Here is a 22,576-nt window from a genome sequence, read left to right on the forward strand (position 1 = left end):
GCCGTCATATCGCAACTCAACACAGAAAAGTCGGTGGGACTTTAGCTCTCCCTGACTAAAATTCCATTAAATTTACGATCAGAATGTCCTCCACCCCGCGACCGTCCTTAGTGTCAATAGAATGCGTGCCGTCAATGATTGACAATATCTCAGGCGCTCATTGAAGAAAGTTCATAGCGGCTCCTTCTGGTTTCCGACCACAATGGGGGCCTCAAACTTTTTATACTGAGAGGAAGAACACCACTCAGATTTGACATTGAATCTATGACTACTGCTCCTGCTTCCACGACCAATCCCCTGCTGATCTGTCAGGGATTGCCCCCCTTCGATCAGATTGAGCCGCAGCATGTCGTACCGGCGATGACGCAGCTCTTGCAGGAGCTAGAACAAGAACTCTCAGCCTTAGAATCTCAAGTGCAGCCAACTTGGGCGGGGTTAGTGGAGCCACTAGAACAGCTTGAAGAGCGCCTCAGCTGGAGTTGGGGCATTGTCGGGCATCTCATGGGGGTGCAGAACAGCCCTGAATTACGCGAGGCTTACGAAGCGGTGCAGCCACAGTTGGTCACGTTCGTTAATCAGCTCAGCCAGAGTCAGCCGCTCTATGAGGGCTACAAAGCAATTCGAGCCTCTGAAGCCTGGTCAACGCTAGAAAGTGCCCAGCAGCGAGTGATTGAACGAGCCATTCAAGATGCAGAATTATCAGGTGTCGGGCTGACGGGAGAGAAGAAAGAGCGATTCAATGCCATTCAGCTTGAGTTAGCGGAGCTATCTACGCAGTTTTCAAATCATGTTTTAGATGCAACAAAGGCGTTCAATTTAATGCTGACGGAGCCAGCAGAGGTGGAGGGACTCCCCAAGAGCTTGCTGAGCTTGGCAGCTCAAAGCGCTCGTGCGGCGGGGAAAGAAGATGCAACACCCGAATCAGGTCCTTGGCAGATCACTTTAGATGCCCCTAGCTTTGGGCCTTTTTTGCAGCACAGCCGACGGCGTGATTTGCGGGAGCAGGTTTACCGAGCCTATATTTCCCGCGCCTCTAGTGGTGAACTCGACAATCGAGACATCATCGAACGAATCTTAGCGCTCCGGCAAGAAGAGTCACAGATGCTGGGCTATGAGACCTACGCAGAGGTCAGTTTGGCCAGTAAGATGGCGCCTTCGGTGGCTGAGGTTGAGGCGCTGTTAGAGCAATTACGTCAGTCTAGCTATGATGCCGCCCTTGATGAACTCCAAACGCTGCAGGCCTTTGCGAAGCAGCAGGATCCTGACGTACCTGAGCTGAAGCATTGGGATACAGGTTTTTGGTCTGAGCGCCAGCGAGAGGCGAAGTATGAGTTAACCGATGAGCAGCTGCGGCCCTATTTCCCTTTGCCTCAGGTTTTGGAGGGACTCTTTGGCTTAGTGAATCGTCTGTTTGGGGTTACGGTCACCGCTGCCGATGGTGAAGCACCCGTTTGGCACCCTGATGTGCGCTACTTTCAGGTGGCGAAGGCGGGTGAGGCGATGGCCGAAGGCCGGTCGGAGACCATTGCACACTTCTACCTCGACCCCTACAGCCGCCCTGCGGAAAAGCGAGGCGGTGCCTGGATGGATGATTGCTTGGGCCGAGTCAAGCGCGGCGGAACAACGCAACTCCCGGTGGCCTATTTGACCTGCAACCAAACGCCCCCAGTGGACGGTAGCCCCAGCTTGATGACGTTCCGAGAGGTGGAAACCCTGTTCCATGAGTTTGGTCATGGTTTACAGCACATGCTCACCCAGGTGGATTATGCGGGGGCGGCAGGCATTAACAACGTTGAGTGGGATGCGGTTGAATTACCCAGTCAGTTCATGGAGAACTGGTGCTATGACCGCAGTACGCTGATGGGGATGGCTCGCCACTACGAAACGGGTGAACCTTTACCAGAGGAGTATTTTCAGCGTCTTGTTGCGGCTCGCACCTATATGAGTGGTTCAATGACGCTGCGTCAGGTTCACTTTAGCTCAGTGGATCTTGCACTTCACTCTCGCTATCAGCCAGGAACTGGATCGAGCGCCCATGAACTTCGCAGCCAGATTGCAGAAAATACGACGGTACTTGCTCCGTTGCCCGAAGATTCATTCCTCTGTGCTTTTGGGCATATTTTTGCCGGAGGCTATGCAGCGGGTTACTACAGCTACAAGTGGGCTGAGGTGCTGAGTGCTGATGCTTTTGCGGCGTTTGAAGAGGCGGGGCTGGAAGATGGAGATGCGATCGCAACCACCGGCCAACGCTTCCGAGACACCATCTTAGCCCTTGGCGGCAGCCAACACCCCATGGAAATCTTCAAAGCATTCCGGGGCCGTGAACCCAGCTCTGAGGCATTGCTACGTCATAGCGGATTGCAGGCAGCGTAGCGCATTAAAACTTTACGGTGAACACTGCAATGTCTGGGACAATGTAATTTACTCGGGCTGGGGTTCAGCCCCACGCTTAAATCAGACTCTATATCCAATCGTCTGAACCGGAGCATTTTGCATTGTCCCATTAACCTGAATTCATGCCGGAAGAAAATCTGCTCGCCCTTGCCCAGACTGGGGATCTCGATGCCATCAAGCAGCTACTAAATCAGACCCTTCAACCCCATGCAAACCAGGTTCATGACATTTGCATCCGCAAAGACTGCCTACAAATCAGTATTGAATCTACCAACATTCCAAATCAATCGACCCTGGTTCCTTTGATACAGCAAACTATCAGTCAGCTGCAGGTTAGCCAGATCCACGCCCTCGAAGTCTATGGGCATACGGTCGGTGACGAACTTCCCCACTGGATGCAGCAGCTCGATTGTCTAGCATCGGCAGACACAACGGTTGCAGCAACCATCACTCAAACACCGTCTACAGAAGTAAGCCACCCGGAGACGAACCTCCCAAGCTCTCCCCCGCAGTCTGCTCCAATAGCACCTAGCACAACTGCAAATACGACAGCAGCAGACGGGCCATCCACGCCTCAAAGTCAAGCTCATAACACCATCCACTACAGCCCCGCAGTCGAAAAGATGGTTCAGGCCTATGGCTCCGGGAGTCGCGACTTCCAACAGTCCAACTTCAATGAAACAGACCTACAGGGCATCAATCTAACCCTGGCAAATTTACAAGAGTCGCAGCTCGTATGGGCAAATCTCAGCAACGCCAGCCTTGGTCACGCCAACTTAACCCACGCTCAACTGCGACACGCCAATCTCAGCAACGCTAACTTACAGGGCGCAAAGCTTCAAGGGGCCAATTTCATAGGTGCCAATCTCACGGGTGCTAATTTGAGCTGGGCTGAGCTAAGAGGGGCAAACTTTACCGATGCTGACCTCACAGACGCCAACTTACTCAACGCAAACCTAGAGCGAGTCACAATGCCAGACGGCACCTATTTAGACTAGTTCAGCAGCCTCAACCGCATGTACAGTCGCTTCTTCTTCTAAGTCTTCAATCGTCAAAGGATCATAGGGATCGTCATCAATAATGACGCGGCGAACCCAATCTTGGAAAGCTTGCTGAAGATTAACAAAAAACGGAGATGAAGGGGCAGTAGATTTCATGGAAGAGAGCATGTCAAGTACCTATTATCCAAGCCTTAGGGCCATTCGCTGACAGCCAGATCCCTTCCTGAGTGGGTTCAGGACTTCAGAAAAGATGACTGGCAAAGATCTTGGCGTGACGGTCAACATCTGTTCCCTGCACGAAATGACCAAGGCGAGATGGGGATTCTGCCATCATCATCATTGCCAGGAGCGTCAACACCATTGCATGACTGAAGATTAATGCCGGCTTGAAAGCTATCCCGTTCATCAATCTATCCTCACTGACTTATTGTGCCCACTCAGTATCTTGCTTCGACATCAGAGATACAGTGACGCTGCTCTCTGACTCTTGTGATGCCGGTCACGCGGCTCATTTGCTAAGATACGAATCCATTTGCAAATATACACATTGAAGTGATGAGACTTAAGTCTTGGGAGTCTCCCCGTCGAGGGAGGCAGCGAAACAAAAAGTCTCGGCAGGCAAGTGCCCGCCTGAGACAGCTAAAAAAACAGCGCCAGAAGTTACGTCAGCACCTTAAAGCCACAACGAAACAACAGCAGACCTCAGGAAAACCACCTGAGGTTTTTTATTACCTATGCAGCTTCAATATTTGCGCTCTTGCGGTTCAAACATATTGAGATTGACCGGCATATACTGCAAATCAATTCCAGCCGCAGAGTAATAGGCTAGCGTATGTTTTAGAAACCGTTCATCATTGCGCTGTGGAAAATCTTCCCGAGAATGAGCACCTCGACTTTCTTGACGCTGCAGTGCGCCCGTCATAATCACCTCGCCCACAATCAACAGACTCTGCAGCTCCAATGCTTCGATGATTTCAGTATTCCAGACCTTCTCATAGTCATCGAGCCGAATTTGGCTGCACCGCTGCTTTAAAGCCTGCAATTTTGCTAGCCCTTCGGAGATAATTTCATCGGTTCGGAAGATGCTACAGTGCTCGGCCATACAGTCCTGAACCTGCTGGCGAACCTCGTTAATCCGCACTGTTCCTTGCTGGTCTAGAAGGGCTTGAATTCTGTCATGAGCCTGCTGCAGATAGCTCGATTCATCAATTTCCGGTAGCTTTTGGTTCTGCACGAATCGGGCGATGGTGGCTCCTGTTCGGCGTCCATAGACAACACATTCTAAAAGCGAATTGCTGCCTAATCGATTGGCACCATGCACCGAGACACAGGCGCATTCACCAGCCGCAAAAAAATTATCAATAAACCCATCAGCGCTGCGGCGCACTTTGCCTTCTGTATCGACGGGGATGCCCCCCATTGAGTAATGAGCGGTGGGACGAACCGGAATCGGTTCAATCACAGCATCAACGCCAGCGAGCCGGTGAGATTCTTCCCAAGCAAACGGAACGCGACTCATGATTTTTTCGCGCCCCATGTGCCGCAAATCTAAATACACAAACGGTCCACCGGCACTGCCATCTGGATGGATGCCCCGACCGGCTCTAACTTCGGTGGTGATGGCGCGGGAGGTAATGTCGCGGGGGGCTAACTCCATTTGCTTGGGGGCATAGGTTTCCATAAATCTATGCCCTTCACTGTTGATTAAGTAAGCCCCTTCGCCTCTAACGGCTTCAGAGATGAGGACGCCTGCAGGATATAACCCTGTGGGGTGAAACTGCACAAACTCCATATCTTCTAGGGGAATGCCAGCCATTGCCGCCATCGACAAGCCATCTCCGGTCGAAGCAAAATCATTAGAGGTTGTATTGAAGACGCGCCCGTAACCCCCAGTGGCGAACATCACTGCCTTAGCTCTCAGAACTTTGATCTCGCCATCGAGCAGATGGTACATGACAATACCCTTGGCCTGATCGTCTTCCAGAATCAGATTGAGGACGTACCACTCGTCGTAGATCTGTACGCCGTGCTTAACGATATTGTTGTATAGCTCGTGAAGGATGGCATGTCCGGTCTTGTCAGCGGCGTAGCAGGTGCGCTTATGGCTGTGACCGCCAAAGGCACGTTGGGCAATGCGACCATCTTCTAGGCGAGAGAACAAGACACCGAGATGCTCTAGATCGATGACCACTTCAGGGGCTTCACGGGTGAGAACCTCGACAGCATCTTGATCGGCTAGGTAATCTGAGCCTTTAACCGTGTCGAAGGCATGGGCTTCCCAGCTATCTTGAATGTCAACATTCTTGAGCGTTGCGGCCATGCCTCCCTGAGCGGCGACGGAGTGTGACCGAATAGGATGGGTTTTGGCAACCATGGCAATGCTGATAGCCGAGTCGATGCGGGCAATTTCGAGGGCTGCTCGACAGCCTGCGAGTCCGCCGCCAACGATGACCACATCATGCTCAAACATAGAAATATCCTTTATCAGCTTGGGGGAATGAGATGCGAACGCAACTCGTATTCACCATTACCTTTCTCAGCAACGATCAGAGATAGCTTAATCCTAAAGGCTGCTCACGGGAGAACGGCACGTTGATCAAGTCGTCTTAAGCATTGAAGATCAAGTTCAGTATCAATCGCTGTGCACGGTATGGGCATCAGTCTTACAATCAAGAAATCAAGCAGGTCAGAGGGGAACTCGTTTTAGAAAGATCAGCTGTTTGAACCTGCGCTGAGACCTGCAGCGCTTCCCATGACTTCATTGAAATACCTGGGCAATTTCTAGTACTCTGGGAATCCCTGGACTTCTTGGGTTAGATAGACCTCACTCAGTTCAGCTTCACCTACTGCGTCACTAATATGAATAGCTATTCTCGTCCTTCTCAGCAAGGCCTCTACGATCCACAGTTTGAGCATGATGCCTGCGGATTGGGCTTCGTTGTCCACCAAAAAGGGAAGAAGTCCCACGAGATTATTGAACAGGCGCTAACAATTCTGGTAAACCTTGACCATCGAGGGGCCTGTGGGTGCGAGACCAATACAGGTGATGGCGCAGGTCTGTTAATGCAGCTGCCTCACAAATTTTTCTCTAAAGAAGCAGCGCGTCTGGGGTTTGAACTCCCCGAACCTGGGCAGTACGGCGTAGGCATGATCTACGCGTCCCCCGATTCACAGCAGCGTGAAGCCGGTCGGCGAGAATTTGAAAAAATAGCGACGGCAGAAGGGCATAGGGTGCTGGGGTGGCGCGATGTCCCGACAGATAACTCGTCTCTAGGGAATACGGCCAAGGCGAGTGAGCCGTTTATGGAGCAGGTCTTTATCCAGCGAGGTGCCGGTGTCGCTGACGATTTAGCCTTTGAGCGCAAGCTTTATGTGCTGCGGAAGCTCACTCACAATGCCATTAAGCTTTCTGGCATTGAGCCATATTGGTATGTCTCGACACTGTCTTGCCGCACCATTGTCTACAAAGGCATGTTGATGCCAATTCAAGTGGGCCAGTATTACCCCGATCTGCATGACCCAGAGATGGAAAGTGCGCTGGGGTTGGTTCATTCCCGCTTTAGCACCAACACCTTCCCGAGCTGGGACCGGGCGCATCCCTATCGCTACATTGCTCACAATGGTGAAATCAACACCATGCGCGGCAACATTAACTGGATGAATGCCCGTCAGTCGATGTTCAAGTCAGAACTATTTGGCGAGGACATGGCAAAGGTACAGCCCGTTATCAATGTTGAGGGTAGTGACTCCACAATTTTTGATAACACTTTAGAAATGCTGTTTTTAGCAGGGCGATCGCTTCCTCATTCTGTGATGATGATGATTCCCGAGCCGTGGACAGCCCACGAATCGATGAGCGCTCAGAAGAAGGCGTTTTATAAGTATCATTCTTGTCTAATGGAGCCTTGGGATGGGCCGGCTTCGATTTCTTTCACTGACGGCACGATGATCGGCGCGGTTTTGGACCGCAATGGTCTACGCCCTTCTCGCTATTACGTCACTAAAGATGACCTAGTGATTATGGCCTCTGAAGCCGGGGTGCTGCCCATTGAACCCGAGCGAGTGTTAAGCAAAGGTCGCCTCCAGCCCGGTCGGATGTTTGTCGTCGATATGGCCGAAGGTCGCATCATTGCAGACCAAGAGATTAAAGACAAAATCATCGCTGAGCATCCCTACGGAGACTGGCTTGATCAGCAGATGGTGGGCTTAAATCAGCTTCCGGTAGTGGCGGCTGCACCTGACTATGATGCTGAGACGGTTTTGCAGCGTCAGATGGCCTTTGGCTACACCTTTGAAGAACTACGGATGCTGATGGCTCCGATGGCGAATAACGGGGTGGAAGCGATTGGGGCGATGGGGACCGATACACCGCTGGCGGTGCTGTCGAATAAGCCCAAGCTGCTTTATAACTATTTTCAGCAGTTATTTGCTCAGGTAACGAACCCCCCGATTGACTCGATTCGAGAGGCGATTATTACCTCGGCTGAAACCACCATTGGTTCAGAGCGAAATTTGCTCCAGCCAGAACCAGAAAGCTGCAATTTAATTGAACTAAAGACGCCGATTCTGACCAATGATGACTTGGCAAAGCTAAAGGCATTGGACGGCGATCCATTTCAGTCTGTGACGCTGCCCATTCTGTTTGACCCTGATGCTGGGGTCAAGGGATTAGAGTCTGCAATGGATCAAGTTTGTCAGCAGGCTGATGAAGCTATTGCGGCTGGGGCAAGCTTGATTATTTTGAGCGATCGCAACCTCAACGCAACCAACGCTCCCATCCCAGCATTGCTTGCTGTCGCTGGCCTCCATCATCACTTGACTCGCGCAGGTACCCGCACTCGCGTCGGTCTTGTCTTGGAATCGGGCGAACCCCGAGAGGTCCACCACTATGCGGTGCTGATTGGCTACGGCTGTGGCGCGATTAATCCGTACATGGCCTTTGAAACCATCCACGACATGATTGCTCAGGGTCTGATGGTGAATATTGAACCCAAAGTGGCCTGCAAAAACTACATTAAGGCGGTAACGAAAGGCGTCACTAAAGTTGCCTCTAAAATTGGAATTTCAACAATCCAGAGCTATCGCGGCGCTCAGATCTTTGAAGCCATCGGCCTCAATAAGGCTGTGGTGGATAAATACTTTAGCTGGACTGCTTCCCGGATTGAGGGAGCTGACCTAGAAGTTCTGGCAGAAGAAGCGATTCAGCGCCATCGCCACGCCTTCCCAGATCGTGATGTGGAAGTGCATACTCTTGATGTGGGTGGCGAATACCAGTGGCGGAAGGAAGGGGAAGCCCATCTCTTTAGTCCACAGGTAATTCATACGCTGCAGCAGGCCACTCAAAAGGCTGATTTTGAGCTGTTTCAGAAATATTCTGCTCTTGTGAATGAGCAGAATGAGCAGTTGTTTACGCTGCGTGGGTTGTTGGGATTTAAAGATAGAGAGCCGATTCCTTTAGATGAGGTGGAGCCGATTGAGGAGATCACTCGACGCTTTAAAACTGGGGCGATGAGCTACGGCTCGATCTCGAAGGAGGCCCATGAGTCACTTGCGATCGCAATGAATCGAGTCGGCGGCAAATCCAATACGGGCGAAGGCGGCGAAGACCCCGAACGCTTCACTTGGACTAACGAACAGGGTGACTCCAAAAACAGCGCCATCAAGCAGGTGGCCTCCGGTCGCTTTGGCGTCACCAGTCTCTACCTATCTCAGGCTAAAGAAATTCAAATCAAAATGGCTCAGGGCGCGAAGCCCGGAGAAGGCGGTCAGCTTCCAGGACGAAAGGTTTACCCCTGGATTGCCAAAGTCCGTTACTCCACCCCTGGCGTCGGTCTAATTTCGCCCCCACCCCACCACGATATCTACTCAATCGAAGATCTAGCGGAACTGATTCACGACCTTAAAAACGCCAACCGTAACGCCCGCATCAACGTCAAGCTCGTCTCTGAAGTCGGTGTTGGCACCATTGCAGCAGGCGTTTCCAAAGCCCATGCCGACGTAGTTCTCGTCTCTGGCTTTGACGGCGGCACCGGAGCCTCGCCTCAAACCTCAATTAAACACGCTGGCTTACCTTGGGAACTCGGCATTGCTGAAACCCATCAAACCTTAGTTCTCAACAACCTCCGTAGCCGTATCGTCGTGGAAACTGATGGTCAGCTCAAAACAGGCCGGGATATTGTAATTGCGGCCCTTCTGGGAGCTGAAGAATTTGGCTTCTCCACTGCGCCGCTGGTTAGCCTCGGCTGCATTATGATGCGCGTTTGCCACATGAATACCTGTCCGGTAGGCGTCGCTACTCAAGATCCGCAGCTCCGCGAGAAATTTACGGGCGACCCAGAGCATACGGTCAACTTCATGAAGTTCATCGCCCAAGAAGTACGTGAACTGATGGCACAACTGGGCTTCCGCACCCTGAACGAAATGGTAGGGCGCTCCGATGTGCTGGAGCCGAAACGTGCGATCGACCACTGGAAAGCCAAAGGTCTGGATTTCTCTAACATTCTGCATCGGCCCGACGTGCCTGATGATGTGGGTCGCTACTGCCAGATTCCGCAAGATCACGGCTTAGAGAAGTCTTTAGATATGACGAAGCTGCTCGATCTGTGTCAGCCTGCAATTGAAAAAGGCGAAAAGGTCGAAGCCACGGTCCCTATCCAGAACATCAACCGCGCCGTCGGCACCATTCTCGGCAACGAGATCACCAAGCGCCATTGGGAAGGACTGCCGGAAGATACGGTGCACCTCCATTTCAACGGCAGCGCCGGACAGAGCTTTGGCGCTTTTGTGCCCAAGGGCGTGACGCTAGAGCTAGAGGGCGATGCTAACGACTACGTGGGCAAGGGCTTGAGCGGCGGCAAGATCATCCTCTATCCGCCTAAGGTTTCGACCTTTGTACCGGCAGAGAACATCATTATCGGCAACGTTGCCTTCTATGGAGCCACCAGTGGCGAAGCCTTTATTCGCGGCATGGCCGGGGAGCGGTTCTGCGTTCGCAATTCTGGGGTTCACACCGTTGTGGAAGCGATTGGCGATCACGGCTGTGAGTATATGACTGGCGGCAAGGTAGTAATTCTGGGTCCGACGGGGCGCAACTTTGCCGCTGGCATGAGCGGCGGCGTGGCCTACGTGTTGGATGAGGCGGGTGATTTTGCGACTCGCTGCAACACTGAAATGGTGGGGCTAGAGAAGCTTGAAGATCCTGAAGAGATCAATGATCTCAAGGAGATGATTCAGCGGCATATTGACTATACCGAGAGCAAGAGGGGCATTAAGGTTCTGGCAGATTGGGAGGGGATGCTGCCGAAGTTTGTGAAGGTAATGCCGCGTGATTATAAGCGAGTTTTGCAGGCGATTGAGAAGGCGATCGAGGATGGATTGAGTGGTGATGATGCGCTGTCGGCTGCTTTTGAGCAAAATGCTCGCGATGTCGCCCGAATTAGTGGTAGCTAGAACTCTACTCTCAGAATAAGACGGCACAAGTTGAACAGTGCCTTGGCGCACTTGCGACACAACCTTTCTGTCAGTCAAGAAGAAAATCTGGGTACCCTAGGACCTTAAAATACTTCCTCAGGTTCTCCTGTGAATGTTCGTGCTAAAGCGTTGTTGTTCAGTAATGCCAGCTTAATGCTGGTGTTACTGGGAATTTTTATTGGCATTCGTCAACCTCTTTTACAGCGGTTTTCTATCCTAGAGTAGAGCGGCAGATAATGGTGAAAAAGGTTTCCCGTGTTGTCGATGCCTTTTTGCTGCAGGCAGAACAGCTAGATGGCAACGCAAGATCTGAGGCAACTTGGACAGAAATGCATACCTACCTTGGTGGGGAGACCTCTACTTTTTACACTGATAATTAGTCGTCCCTGAAAAACCCCTTGCATTTTGAAGGTATTTTGCTGCGGCCCCTGTATATCAGAGCTTCTAGAGACCCGATTTGGAGCACATAGATTTGTGCAAACACATGGATTGGGGGCTTCAAGCAATTAAGAAAAGCGCCATTTCACCAGTTTTTGCAAGGGGCAGCGAATTGACTTGCAATTTAGATCCACATTTTAGTGCCTGAAAGGCTGGTGATATATGGGCTAATGAGGTTTTTCAGGGACGACTAGTTAGGTGCGTTAGCGGTGCGATCGCAACTCCAAACCATCGTGATCGACGGCCCTGCATTCCCAAGGTCAAACTCTAGCCCCGCCGCCTGCCACCCCAGTCTTTCATAGAACCCCCTGTCGCTCACCCTCGCAAAACACCAGATCGGCTTGAGCAGGCCGTCGCGCTCTAGAGATGCGATCTCAACTCTAGAGCTGTGGACCCATAAAGGGTTGAGACCTTTGCGGACTATCAATGAGGTTGGAGAAAATAACAAGCTCTATCTACGCAGGGGAGGGTATAACTTCAGAGCCAAGACACCGAGTAAGAGTAGAAGCTTCTCGTGCTTGCATTAGCCTTCTGTTCAGCACAAGGCTTTGTAGGTCAGGCATTTTTTGCCAACAGTGAGAACAAAACCAGTACGTCTTACCGTGGCCAAAATGTTTTGACATATCGTTGGAACAGATTGGGCAATCATTCATTGAAAAAACCGAATAATAAAAAGTGGTAAAGGGGAATTTATGTTTGTGTTATGTAGGTTCCACCGTAATGTCCGAATGTGAGGATGGTATGAGGTTCTGTGAATCATCTCGGGATTGATACAGCGGATCGTGGCTTGGTAGGACAAGGCTGAAGTGAAAAAGCCTTCAAGGGAAGGCTTTCCGCTATTGCAGGTGTCCTCTATCTAACTGAAAACCGCTGTAGTTCAAAACAACAACCCCCTGGATGCACTTCCAGAGGGTTGTTGTGACAAGCCAACCTATAAAGGGGTAGTCAGCAGTATTCACAGACAAATTTAAATACCAGCCTTATATATTGGTGGCCAGCAGTATTGATCCAATTACCTCTATCTTCGCTTAGGAGGGATGAAAGCAGTCAGGGTAGATATACCCGACAATTACGCTCTCAGCCTTTTCTTCCGCCCAAGAAACCGTTGTTTCTGACCTCATCATGTTCGCGGAGAACAGGACGAGGTAATCGTGTGCCCTTGCCGCAGTATCCGATGGCGAAGCTTCAGGATGCTGGCGACGGTAGTGCGGTGGTGGGCGATCGCTGGCTTAGGCATGGGTAAGATCGAGTCGTTGTAAGATCACTTCGAGAGTCTTACTGATGTCTCTGTCGCCTGAAATAATCAGATCTGCTTTGGATGCTCCTTGCTGGACTAGGGCTTGATGGGTTGGCATCACATTTTTGTGCCACTCTTGAATGATGCTGGTTTGCGATCTCAACTTTTCGGTAGAGTCCCTAACGAGCCTACGCTCTAGCCTGCTCTGGCTGGGAGTCTCTACAAAGATTTTGAAGTCTAAAGTGTTCAAGATTCCGGGCACAGTGAGAACGAAGATCCCCTCAACAAGGATAATTGGCTTTGGAATGACCCGCTCAGTCTCGGTTGTCTGGCAACTGTTGATCTCATCGTAAATGGGTAGCTCTGCTGGCTCACCAGATCGCAGCGTTTCCAGATGAGCGATCATCAAGCTTGTATTGAGTGCTTCCGGTTTATCGTAGTTACCGCAGGCCATGTGAAAGTAGTAGCGGTCATGGCTGATGAGTAGCGCACGGCTGTCCAGTCGATCTACGATCGCCCTAGCTAGAGTCGTTTTACCTGCGCCACTACCGCCGCCGATTCCAATGATGGTGGTGGGCGTCATCGTAACTTTGGCCTATGGAAACGATGGTACAGTTGCGATCGCAATGACTCTACTTCTACGAATCGTCTTCGGTAATTTGTACAAGGTGAATATGCTTATATCCGAGCTTAATTTCAAATTCATCACCGACCTGTAGGCCCATCTTTTCAGTGTAAGTAGATCCCAGTACAATTTGCCCATTCTTATGAACTTTGACCCGATAGCTGGCCTCTCGTCCCCTGCCGTCGCCGTTAGTGTCACCGTCTAGAGAAATGCCCTTCGCTTCAAGGATGGCGCTCATAAAACTGCTTAGGTTGACTCGGCCACCTATCTCATAGCCGCATTCCTTTGCTTTTTCACGTTTGGAAAGGTGAGATAAGTTCTTAACTTTTTTGAGTAGTTCTTTCCCAACTAAGGGCTGAATGTCTTGCTTCTTTGCTGCAGTTTTCTTCGCCATCAATGCTGAATGCCCTTGATTGAATTGAGTAAAAATTGATTGTAGGTCTAGCTGGAGCTACAGCTTAACAAAATCGTTAATTCTCTCTAGGTCTGGCCTTATTGACCTTGAGCGTTCGGCCCATCCATTCAGCTCCATCGAGTTCAGCGATCGCCTTTTCTTCTTCAGTGTCTGAACCCATGTCTATGAAGGCAAAGCCTCTGGGTTTTCCAGTTTCACGGTCAGTGTATGAAGAAATCATGGCGACATAGATGACCTTACCAAATTTAGAAAACAGGGTTGTTAGGTTGTCTCGCGTTGCTTCCCTGGGCAAATTCCCGACGTCAATCGTCATGGTTATGTTTAAGAGTAGAAGACTGAAGACATTTAGTTATCGAAAGTTATATTTCTCTAGAGAATAATACGATATCAGCAGTTTTTTGTCTTTACTTCTGGATTTAAGTACCGTAGATTTACTCAGGCGGAGTGCTAGCGCAAAAGTTAAGCTAATGAAAACCCCCAGCGGTGAGGCTAGGGGAGTCTAGTTATTTTGGGGAACGCTGAGATTTTGTCTGACTCAATTTCATCTTGATGGAGAAGGCTCCAGAAAGCGTTTGAGTTGTCCTTAAATCTGCGTTACAGCCTCAGTATTCCCATCTTGTTACCCGATCTGACAGGTCGGGTAAATTATTTTTTGTCGAGCGTGTGATTGCTGCCGCACGGTGAAGAGTAACCAATCATGACAGCGATCAACTTCTTGAGACGTGCCCTTCATGGGTGCTTCATGTTGCACGCTTATCTTGGCAATCAAGGCAGCGTTCCAACTGTCCTACTTCCGAGCGGTTAACTCCCCCTGGTGGATTTGTATACACTGGGGCTTTGTTTTTATTCGGGTGCTCAGGCTTTCACTTTCTCCTTGAATGCCTTCCCCGCGCTAAACGCTGGCACTGTCGCCGCCGGAATCTTGAGTGCCTTGCCAGTCTGAGGATTGCGCCCTTCTCTTTCCTTGCGATCTCGGGGTTCAAAGCTGCCAAAGTCAACGATTGTCACCTTGTCACCACCGGCTACAGTCTCCATGATGGTGTCTACAGTGGCCGTCAGAATTTCGTCAGCCTGCTTCTTGGTGACGTTGGCTTGAGTTGCGATCGCATCAACTAATTCACCTTTGTTCATGGGGAGTCCTCAAATGCAGATATCTGGAGGGATTGTAGCGAATTGTCATGGACAACGGTTAAACGTAAGGAAATTCTCAAGTCTTGATATAGTTTGAGAGTCCGGGTGAGAGAGGGACTCATGGCATATCGTCGGTCATCTCAGCAGCTATCCCAAAGAAGGCGGTCGCATCGCGGGCATTCGTTTCACTCTAGTAAACTGCAGCGCCATCGGCAGGCCAGCAGCATCGACTTGCTCAAGCAGTCTGTTCCCTCAGAGATAAGAGAGAAACGCTTGTCTCTGATGCTCTATGCCAATGGCGTCAAGCTCCCAGCTCAACGTATCGGTAGTCTTGCTGTCGTCTGGCGGGAGGACTGCGAGGGCTATCAGTTGTTCTCCTGGGAGTTGCGATCGCCCTTGTCATCGCTGCTGTTTGAGACGAGAGAGTACTGCTGTGAGGCTGCTGTAGAGCTAGGGCAGCGGTTCTCGATAGACCGACTTTTGCAAGAACAGTCGTTTGCGGTGAGGGAACAGGTGGATGCGATCGCTGAAGAGTTCCTGCTGAGGGAGCAGGTTGCGATGGCGCATGGTTGATCAGTACGATCCTCAGCTTAATATCACACGCCATGATGCTCTCCTGGATGGGCCGCGGTCTCATGTGATGAATACAGAACTGCCGTTCCCCGATAGCTGGCGGCCTTTTGTGGCAGCGGTTTGTTTGCTTGGCATCTTTGCGGTTGTCGTTTGGGTGTGGTGGGGTGATCATAGAGAAGGACGACCCTGCTTTACGTTGACGTGAAACAAGCTGACTCTAATTTCCTTCCCGCATCTGCCACAGAGATTCAGGATAGAGCAGCGCAAACCCTGCTCCAGCAGGTCCGGCGTCAAACCGTCGAAGTTTGCACAGACTTTGGGGAAGTCAATATTCCAACAGCCTTTGCCTGTATGGGGCCAGAGTCGATTCCAATTCCTCAACTCACAAGCCCCATGCTATGCCTGCCGGGATTCGATAGCTCTCTGCTGGAATATCGGTATCTTCTCCCGATACTGGCCGTCCAACAGAAATGCTGGGTGTTGGATTGGTATGGTTGTGGCTTTACAGCGTATTGCCCTCGACTCTCTGTCCATCCCGTTCACATCCGACAACACCTGTTGACTGTGATCAGCCGTTGGATTGGTCAGCCTGTCGTGCTAATTGGAGCTTCCCTTGGTGGGGCAGTGGCGCTTGACTTTGCCATGCATCACCCAGAGTGTGTGCGATCGCTTGTTGTTATTGACAGTGTGGGTTTCTCCGGTCATTTTCCATTGGGGCCATCCTGTCCTTTAGCGATATTGGAGATGGGTGCTGATTGGTTATGCCTACGCAAGCAAACGGCACTCGCTGCCGCTACCGCACTATCACTGCCGTCAACAGTAATTGAGCCATTGCGATGTTCGCAGCTTCATCAAGAGATGCCAGGGTGGAAAGCGACGATCACTACCTTTTGCCAGAGTGGTGGATATGCTGATCTCGGTCCTCGTATTACCGATGTGAGCCATCCGACCCTTGTTATGTGGGGGGTTTCTGATGATGTCCTTGGAACCGGAGATGCCCTACGTTTTAGACAGACAATATCCAATAGTCAACTGGTTTGGGTCTCTCAAGCTGGCCATGCCCCCCATATTGATCAACCCCACATTGTTGCCAAGCATTTACTCGCTTTTACAACAGAAGTTTCATGATGAGCCTCTGCTCCATCTCCCAGTGCTTCTCCTGTCGCTACCACGATCCCTTCGGCTATATTGTCTGTGCCCTTCACCCGTCTGGTTCCAGTAGTGATCGCTGTTCGGATTTTGTTGCGATCTCGGAAGTTGCCGAACATGGTCATTGTGCATCTGAAGGCTGGGCATTTGAGGGCGGGGAACTGGTGCGAGCGACAGCTCGGGATGTTGCGAAAGGTGCGGTAAGGAAGGCTCAAGGTTAAAGACGCCAAATCTAAAGATCCGTGGATGTACTCAGGGAAACTGAATATCCAAGCGTTATGCTAATAAAAACCCCCAGCGGTGAGGCTAGGGGAGTCTAGTTATTTTGGGGAACACAGAGATAATCTTACTCAATCGCCTATTCGAGAGAAGGTTCCAGAAAGCGTTGAGATGTCCTTAAATCTGTGAACAATCAAAGTATTCCCATCTTGTCGTCCGATCTGACAGATGGGATATTTTTTTATCTTGAATTTGAGTGACGCGAACCTTGGCAAACGCTTCCTTTCAGGGTGCTAATTGCGGCGGGGTCTAACCTTTTGTACCTTTAGCGATTTCCCCATCCACACCGTTCCATCTAGTTCAGCTATAGCCTTTTCTTCCTCCGCATTAGAACTCATGGTCACGTAGGCGCAGTTTCTAGGTTCTGACTCTTCCTCTTCATCTGCAGGAACACGGATGGTCATGATAGCTGTAGCTGTTCCATATTTAGCGAAGACAGTCTTCAGGTCATCTTGTGTGGCATTGTGGGGCAGGTTATCGATGAAAAGACTCATGCGAACTTACAAAGGACTTTAGAGAAAAGCATTGGTGGATAAGCCTCAGGTGCCCGTTCAAGCCGCTCTATTTCTGGATGATTGAATAGCTCTCGTGGACTGGCCCACCGAAAGTTGATTGTCGATTGGGATGCTTAACCCTTCACCCGTTCTTTAAAAGCTTTCCCCGCGCTAAACCCTGGCACTGTCGTCGCCGGAATCTTCAACACAGCCCCAGTCTTCGGATTACGCCCGTCTCTGGCAGCGCGATCTCTGGGTTCAAAGCTACCGAATCCCACCAGGGTTATTTTGTCACCACTGGCTACCGCTTCGATGATGGTGTCAGTCGTGGCCGTCAAGATGTCTTCAGCTTGCTTCTTGGTGATGCTGGTTTTGGTTGCGATCGCATCAACTAATTCACCCTTGTTCATTGGAAGTTCTCACTGATCAATATTGGGAGCATTGTATCGGTATTGGGGAGATTTGCCCTCTTACGGCTAATTTCCATCAATGCCTTTCCTAGGCAGCGTTATACATCTGAGTGAGCCGCTGCATTGCTTGGTGATAAATTTGCCGAGTTCTTTCGCGGGTAATCCCGAGCCGCTCACTGATGGCTTGGAAAGACTTTGCTTCCCCATCATCAAGCCCGAAGCGCTGGCTAACAATATACTGTTGTCTCTCCTTGAGAATTCCGAGCATTGCTCGAATCGACTCCTTTGTTGAAGCGATCTCTGCTCTCTCAGCAGGGTTGTCATTCCCCTTGATGAGATCTACCAGTCGGTCCTTCTCGCGCTTTTTCTCGCCCACCTCCATGTCAAGGGACGCCGGGACTTGCACATGCTGTAGCATTTTCCTGAGTTGTTCAACCGAAAGCTCCATCGCCTCCGCTAGCTCAGCGCTGGTAGGCGTCCGGCTCAGTTTATTAGATAGCTTTCGCTGTGTCTTCTGGAGTCGATTGTACTGCTCATAGATTTGACTAGGGAGTCGGATCGTTCTTGATTGCAGCATGACTGCACGGGTCATAGACTGCCGAATCCACCAGTAGGCATAGGTGCTGAACTTGCAGCCTTGGGCCAGATCGTACTTTTCAGCAGCCGTGTTTAATCCAAAACTGCCCTCCTGAATCAAATCGAGTAGAGGCACCCCACGGTTCTGGTACTTCTTGGCGATCGCCACCACAAGCCTGAGATTGGCCTGAATCATCTGCTGCTTGGCCTCAGCATCTCCTGCCTGAATTCGTTGAGCTAGTTCTACTTCCTGTTCAGCGGAGAGTAGCGGAATGCGACCAATTTCTTTGAGATAGAGTCCTAAGCTGTCACTTTCCATCAGATTTCCCTTCCACACCCATGCTCATTGATGTAGCGCGTAAGCTTATGCGAGGCAAGGACTGTAGACAAAACTTATAGTCAGTCACCCTGGCACAAAGCTAATCTGGCTTTAAGTAAGCCTCGCATAGCGTGTTCACCATTTGATAAACCTCAGGCTCGAAGAGCGTTGGATCCTGCCCCTGAAAGATATCGACACACTCTCGTAGGGGGCTGGCATACTCTAGCTTTTGCGCTGGAGACAAGAAGGGTTTGAACAAGGCATAGAGGGTGACCGCCTCGATCAGCCAGCCTGCAATCCACTCAAAGAGAGCATAGGTATCTTGTTCCTCACTGACATGATGGAACTCGTCGTAAAAACCATTGAGTACAGCTCCTGTGAGCTTTTGCCTATCTTGTTCCTGATAGGGCCGCAAATAGATCTCTAGCCAATGTCTAAGCTGGTGATGCTGTTCTTTCCATCCGATATCAGACGGTAAGTCACTGCCATCGGAGGACCATCCCAAGTTGGCGAGCTTCTGTTCCCAATCTAAGGTGAATATCTCTAGATGCTCTTCAAGCTGCTGGCTGTTGAGCAGGGAATACTTTCGTCGCTCGGTTGCCATAGAGTGCTTAAGCGATCGCTGCAGTTTCCATTATGCCTGAGGAGCAGGGGGTGCTGCGCCTCAGGTTTTGGCAAGCGGCTTCTCAGCGAGTTGCGATCGCTTCTGTGGTCGTGATGTGTCAACTTGGGTGTAAAAGTCTAGCTTTAGGGGTGAACCGATGATGTCCCCTAGCCCTGACAGCTCATACCATCGCAAGGTGTCCCGGTGCTGGGCGTATTTTGCGATCGACATCCCACAGCGGGAGAGGCCGTTTGGTTTGCTGGGTAAAATTCGGCCACGGAGCTTTTCGGTGGATAGAGGCATGATTGACCTCTGTGTACGCTGCTTACTCCCAGCCTAGCTGTGACTGAAATATTTCGCAGGGTAAACCAACACAAGTGATCAACGTCACGAGATACCTGTGTTTCTGTCACGGTGACTGAGGTTGAACTGTTGGAATATCAGTTTCAGATAACAGTCCACTCTAAATAGCAGATGGAGAAAGACTATGACTCTGAAATATCGCGGTACATCCTATGAAGCCTCTAATTCTGTGCGTTCTGGTTCGCTGGACCTCATCGAGGGCCGGTATCACGGCCTGAGCACTCAGATTTCTCTACCCCTCACCCGAGAAAGTGTTGATGCTTCTGTCAGCCTGATGGTTTATCGTGGTATCCAATTGGCTACGTGCAAGTCATAGCAACTATCCTCCGAAAAAAGTAAACTTTGTTGTCCCCTTGTCTGCCCCCCACATAAGTTGACAAGGGAATTTTATTGCTTTCGTCAGTATTAAAGCGCTTCCACAAGCATGACTCTAGGCGCAAGCTCAGACTGTCCAATGAAGTTGTAAGATTCTGGGCAGTTAACCTTTTTGATTTCTGTGGGAAGTAAAGATCTATATAAACTCCCCCACTGCTTCTGCTGTCAATCTTCCACTGTATTTAGTGTTCTTTGAGTAGTTGTCTTAAAGCTACTTCAGCACGGGCCATAGTGGCGTTGTGGTTGTTTTCTGTCAGTGCTTTAACCCATGGGAGGCGAGTCAGAAGACTGAACATGGGGTTGCTAACCCCGACATTCCATATATAGGTAACGGCGGTGCCATCATCTTCCTCTACAAGGATCCAGCATCCAGTTCCTTCAAGCTCCCCGCTGGCCTTGAGTTCCATTCTATGCGGTGCATCAATAAGGATCGGCATTAAGGTGAAATTAAACGAGTAGGGGAGATCGCCGCGATAGTTGATTTCAAATACTTTCTCACTGCTGACGGGGTGAGTTTTTACCGTTACACCCCGGAAGTCCTGAATCCATTGATACCAGTGCTCGCTGTCAATAATACGTTCCCATACCTGCTCGATAGGAGCATGAAAAAACCACTGAGTGACAAAGCGATACTGTACCATTCGCGGATCGTATCACCTTGAGCCGAGAAGGATCTAGAACAGCGCGGCTTATGACTAGGCTTGTTGCCGTGAAGGAGGCTCAAGTTTTAGCTACTCAAATGTAGCATCAGACGAATTGTGGCTTGATGACGGTCATTTGGTGGCTTTAATTTGCCCATACAACAGCTCATTTTCGCCTATAAAACAGTGCTGTTTGTAATAATGAGAACTGCTCTCGTCTATATGGCTCCCCTCAAAGGTAGGACGTTCTTATAGCCAAACTCCGCAAACTTCCCCAGTGCCTCTCCTGCCAGTACCATGACCAGACCAGTCATATTGTCTGCGCCATTCACCCATCCGGTCCCTCCGGAGATCGTTGTACTGATCATGTTGCGATCGCAGAAGTTACAGAGAAGGGGTTTTGGGCACCGGAAGGCTGGGCTTTTGATGGTGGGGAGCTGGTGCGGGTGGCCGCCAATGACTTGCTGCAGCATAACGATACCCATCCGATGCTAACCGGGCACTGTCCCCGGTGTGGGCACGGGTTTGACCTGGGGAATCCGCCCGTGGTGCATTGGGATTGCGGTGAATGTGGATGGAAGGATGATAGCGTATGAAAGTTCTGGCAATCACCGTCGCACTGCTTGGCGTTTTTGGAGCTGCAAGCTACGTCCGGGTCGCCCACCACAGAATCAAGATTTTTGATGTAGTGACGGAGAAACCCATCGAAGGGATCGAGCTTGCGTTCAGTTTCGCAGATCAATGCCATCAAACCGATGAATATAGGCTCGATTATGATTACAGCACGTGTGAAGGACGATACAAATCCATCGTGAATCGCACTAGCAATAGAGCTGGTGTTGTAGAGTTTTGGACCTTTCCTGGGATATTTCACCCCTCCTACTTCCGCTACTATGTCTTCAAGTCTCCTGGGTATATACGGACACGCAGCTATGGTTCCCTTAAGCATCAGAAAGTTTGGCTGGTTCCTGAAGATGCCCCCTTGCCCACAAAGAAAGCCGCAATTGAGTTCTTGGACAAGGAAGAACCCATTCAAAAGGTAATTGCTTTCTACAAGGGCAAAAAAATGAAAATAGAGTACCTGTATGCGGAAGAGGAAGCGTGGTACGGCGTGTGGCGGGTAACCATCAATATGCTTTACCCCAGGATAAGGGATGGGCAAAACCCTGAAATCATTGAGGGTCAATGGACTCACTATCCCAGTACCGTTATCTTGGTTCATCCCGGAACTGGTGAGTATGTCATTTGCAATCCCTGGGAGGATCGGGTGAGTCGTGGCATCCCTCTAATTGGTCTCAAGGAAGGAGAGGTCAGTGACCTTTTCAACCGTCTTGAGAATACACATGCATACCAGCAGGGGACTGAAGGATGTAGCGCAGCTTTGTTGCTTTCAGAGTAAGGCACAGCCATCTCAATCGCGCTCACTGCGGCTTGATAGATGACAGCATTTAGGGGAATGCTGGTAGAGGAGTCACTGTAAGGGTATCTGATGGTCAAGAACTTAATTCGTAGTCTGACCACTTCTGGCTTCTTGCTGGGTATTTTGCTCCCTAGCTCTGCGATCGCTCAAACCTCAGGCACAGTTGTTTCTGTGGGTGATGGCGATACAATTCGAGTTCGGAATCCTAGTGGAGAAACCAAGACAATCAGGCTGGCCTGCATTGATTCCGCCGAACTTAAGCAAGCCCCTCATGGTGAGCAAGCCCGACAGCGCCTGCAGCAGATTATCCCAGTGGGAACTAGCGTAAGTCTGAAGCCTCAGACGACTGACCGCTATGGTCGTACTGTTGCGGAAGTCTTCAAAGGTACCTTGAACGTGAACTTGGCACTCGTTCAAGAGGGTCGAGCAGTCGCTTACCGGCAGTATCTCGGCCAGTGTGATGCTGCAAGATATCTGGCGGTTGAAGATAGCGCTCGACAACGACGGTTAGCCTTCTGGTCTCAGGTTGACCCAATTATGCCGTGGGATTTTCGCAAAGGTATTCGAGCAAAGGTACAGCCGAAGCCAACCCTATCTGTTCCCAAAACTGCTACTCCTTCGCGGTCAGGATGCGATCGCTCTTATCCAGATGTTTGCATTCC

Annotated in this window: 26 protein-coding genes; 11 read left to right on the forward strand and 15 right to left on the reverse strand. The window is 50.5% G+C overall.

Annotation, left to right across the window (positions count from 1 at the left end; all coding sequences use genetic code 11):
* The first annotated feature begins 264 nt into the window (after positions 1-264).
* Both C1752_RS14510 and C1752_RS28960 read left to right on the forward strand, forming a co-directional pair.
* Positions 265-2,373, forward strand: coding sequence for a M3 family metallopeptidase (locus C1752_RS14510; RefSeq protein ID WP_110986788.1), 2,109 nt, complete (start codon positions 265-267; stop codon positions 2,371-2,373).
* 143 nt (positions 2,374-2,516) lie between these two features.
* On the forward strand, positions 2,517-3,392 hold the full coding sequence (locus C1752_RS28960) for a pentapeptide repeat-containing protein (protein ID WP_199464404.1): 876 nt from the start codon (positions 2,517-2,519) through the stop codon (positions 3,390-3,392).
* Here C1752_RS28960 and C1752_RS28465 read toward each other — a convergent pair.
* The 3 genes from C1752_RS28465 to C1752_RS14530 all read right to left on the reverse strand — a co-directional run bounded on the left by C1752_RS28465 (position 3,384) and on the right by C1752_RS14530 (position 5,865).
* The gene (locus tag C1752_RS28465) at positions 3,384-3,551 is read right to left on the reverse strand and encodes a hypothetical protein (RefSeq protein WP_158535104.1); all 168 of its coding nucleotides are present in this window, start codon (positions 3,549-3,551) and stop codon (positions 3,384-3,386) included. The two genes, C1752_RS28960 and C1752_RS28465, sit on opposite strands and share 9 nt — an antisense overlap.
* 85 nt (positions 3,552-3,636) lie before the next feature.
* Entirely contained in the window at positions 3,637-3,801 is a 165-nt protein-coding gene (locus C1752_RS28470; protein WP_158535105.1) for a hypothetical protein, read from the reverse strand.
* Between the two features lie 336 nt (positions 3,802-4,137).
* The gene (locus C1752_RS14530; RefSeq protein WP_110986791.1) at positions 4,138-5,865 is read right to left on the reverse strand and encodes a succinate dehydrogenase/fumarate reductase flavoprotein subunit; all 1,728 of its coding nucleotides are present in this window, start codon (positions 5,863-5,865) and stop codon (positions 4,138-4,140) included.
* A 389-nt stretch (positions 5,866-6,254) separates the two neighbouring features.
* On the opposite strand from C1752_RS14530, the gene gltB reads away from it, so the two are divergent.
* A complete protein-coding gene (gene gltB / locus C1752_RS14535) occupies positions 6,255-10,844 on the forward strand; it encodes a glutamate synthase large subunit (protein WP_110986792.1) in 4,590 nt (1,529 codons plus the stop codon).
* A gap of 257 nt (positions 10,845-11,101) precedes the next feature.
* Positions 11,102-11,245 (forward strand): hypothetical protein, encoded by a 144-nt coding sequence (locus C1752_RS28475; RefSeq protein WP_158535106.1) that lies wholly within the window; start codon positions 11,102-11,104, stop codon positions 11,243-11,245.
* Between the two features lie 248 nt (positions 11,246-11,493).
* On the opposite strand, the gene C1752_RS28080 is transcribed toward C1752_RS28475, so the two are convergent.
* From C1752_RS28080 to C1752_RS14555, 5 genes are all read right to left on the reverse strand, one after another.
* A complete protein-coding gene (locus C1752_RS28080) occupies positions 11,494-11,730 on the reverse strand; it encodes a GNAT family N-acetyltransferase (RefSeq protein WP_158535107.1) in 237 nt (78 codons plus the stop codon).
* A gap of 802 nt (positions 11,731-12,532) precedes the next feature.
* Positions 12,533-13,123, reverse strand: coding sequence for a uridine kinase family protein (locus C1752_RS14540; RefSeq protein WP_110986793.1), 591 nt, complete (start codon positions 13,121-13,123; stop codon positions 12,533-12,535).
* Between the two features lie 55 nt (positions 13,124-13,178).
* Complete coding sequence (locus C1752_RS14545) at positions 13,179-13,559, reverse strand: AbrB/MazE/SpoVT family DNA-binding domain-containing protein (RefSeq protein ID WP_110986794.1); 381 nt, start codon at positions 13,557-13,559, stop codon at positions 13,179-13,181.
* A 76-nt stretch (positions 13,560-13,635) separates the two neighbouring features.
* A complete protein-coding gene (locus tag C1752_RS14550) occupies positions 13,636-13,893 on the reverse strand; it encodes an RNA recognition motif domain-containing protein (RefSeq protein ID WP_110986795.1) in 258 nt (85 codons plus the stop codon).
* A 542-nt stretch (positions 13,894-14,435) separates the two neighbouring features.
* Positions 14,436-14,711 carry an HU family DNA-binding protein gene (locus C1752_RS14555; RefSeq protein ID WP_110986796.1) on the reverse strand — a complete coding sequence of 92 codons (276 nt, stop codon included), beginning with the start codon at positions 14,709-14,711 and terminating at the stop codon, positions 14,436-14,438.
* A gap of 120 nt (positions 14,712-14,831) precedes the next feature.
* Here C1752_RS14555 and C1752_RS14560 point away from each other — a divergent pair, with 120 nt between their 5' ends.
* From C1752_RS14560 to C1752_RS14575, 4 genes are read left to right on the forward strand one after another with little or no spacing between them, the layout of a single operon-like run.
* Positions 14,832-15,284, forward strand: coding sequence for a hypothetical protein (locus C1752_RS14560; RefSeq protein ID WP_110986797.1), 453 nt, complete (start codon positions 14,832-14,834; stop codon positions 15,282-15,284).
* A complete protein-coding gene (locus C1752_RS14565; protein ID WP_110986798.1) occupies positions 15,277-15,489 on the forward strand; it encodes a hypothetical protein in 213 nt (70 codons plus the stop codon). Before C1752_RS14560 ends, C1752_RS14565 begins: the two co-directional genes overlap by 8 nt.
* On the forward strand, positions 15,486-16,412 hold the full coding sequence (locus C1752_RS14570) for an alpha/beta fold hydrolase (RefSeq protein WP_110986799.1): 927 nt from the start codon (positions 15,486-15,488) through the stop codon (positions 16,410-16,412). Before C1752_RS14565 ends, C1752_RS14570 begins: the two co-directional genes overlap by 4 nt.
* Positions 16,412-16,654, forward strand: coding sequence for a hypothetical protein (locus C1752_RS14575; protein ID WP_110986800.1), 243 nt, complete (start codon positions 16,412-16,414; stop codon positions 16,652-16,654). Before C1752_RS14570 ends, C1752_RS14575 begins: the two co-directional genes overlap by 1 nt.
* A gap of 291 nt (positions 16,655-16,945) precedes the next feature.
* Here C1752_RS14575 and C1752_RS14580 read toward each other — a convergent pair whose 3' ends face one another.
* The 5 genes from C1752_RS14580 to C1752_RS28085 form a co-directional block, all read right to left on the reverse strand.
* A complete protein-coding gene (locus tag C1752_RS14580) occupies positions 16,946-17,206 on the reverse strand; it encodes an RNA recognition motif domain-containing protein (RefSeq protein WP_110986801.1) in 261 nt (86 codons plus the stop codon).
* Between the two features lie 134 nt (positions 17,207-17,340).
* Complete coding sequence (locus C1752_RS14585; RefSeq protein WP_110986802.1) at positions 17,341-17,616, reverse strand: HU family DNA-binding protein; 276 nt, start codon at positions 17,614-17,616, stop codon at positions 17,341-17,343.
* Positions 17,617-17,704: 88 nt separating this feature from the next.
* A complete protein-coding gene (locus tag C1752_RS14590) occupies positions 17,705-18,511 on the reverse strand; it encodes a sigma-70 family RNA polymerase sigma factor (RefSeq protein ID WP_233501600.1) in 807 nt (268 codons plus the stop codon).
* Between the two features lie 100 nt (positions 18,512-18,611).
* Positions 18,612-19,115 (reverse strand): hypothetical protein, encoded by a 504-nt coding sequence (locus tag C1752_RS14595; RefSeq protein ID WP_110986803.1) that lies wholly within the window; start codon positions 19,113-19,115, stop codon positions 18,612-18,614.
* A gap of 60 nt (positions 19,116-19,175) precedes the next feature.
* Entirely contained in the window at positions 19,176-19,418 is a 243-nt protein-coding gene (locus C1752_RS28085; RefSeq protein WP_146242348.1) for a hypothetical protein, read from the reverse strand.
* A 184-nt stretch (positions 19,419-19,602) separates the two neighbouring features.
* Between C1752_RS28085 and C1752_RS14600 the strand changes: the two genes are divergently transcribed.
* Complete coding sequence (locus C1752_RS14600; RefSeq protein WP_110986804.1) at positions 19,603-19,794, forward strand: DUF4278 domain-containing protein; 192 nt, start codon at positions 19,603-19,605, stop codon at positions 19,792-19,794.
* A gap of 241 nt (positions 19,795-20,035) precedes the next feature.
* Here C1752_RS14600 and C1752_RS14605 read toward each other — a convergent pair whose 3' ends face one another.
* Together C1752_RS14605 and C1752_RS14610 are read right to left on the reverse strand one after the other, a co-directional pair.
* Positions 20,036-20,494: an SRPBCC family protein gene (locus tag C1752_RS14605; RefSeq protein WP_110986805.1), complete on the reverse strand. Its 459-nt coding sequence runs from the start codon at positions 20,492-20,494 to the stop codon at positions 20,036-20,038.
* Between the two features lie 218 nt (positions 20,495-20,712).
* Positions 20,713-20,967 (reverse strand): hypothetical protein, encoded by a 255-nt coding sequence (locus C1752_RS14610; protein ID WP_146242349.1) that lies wholly within the window; start codon positions 20,965-20,967, stop codon positions 20,713-20,715.
* A gap of 119 nt (positions 20,968-21,086) precedes the next feature.
* Between C1752_RS14610 and C1752_RS14615 the strand changes: the two genes are divergently transcribed.
* Positions 21,087-21,893 carry a hypothetical protein gene (locus C1752_RS14615; protein ID WP_110986807.1) on the forward strand — a complete coding sequence of 269 codons (807 nt, stop codon included), beginning with the start codon at positions 21,087-21,089 and terminating at the stop codon, positions 21,891-21,893.
* Positions 21,894-21,983: 90 nt separating this feature from the next.
* On the forward strand, positions 21,984-22,576 hold a 593-nt coding region (locus tag C1752_RS14620; protein ID WP_233501601.1), incomplete at its 3' end, for a thermonuclease family protein.

The sequence above is a fragment of the Acaryochloris thomasi RCC1774 genome (genome assembly GCF_003231495.1).
In the GTDB taxonomy this organism is placed as follows: Bacteria; Cyanobacteriota; Cyanobacteriia; order Thermosynechococcales; family Thermosynechococcaceae; genus RCC1774.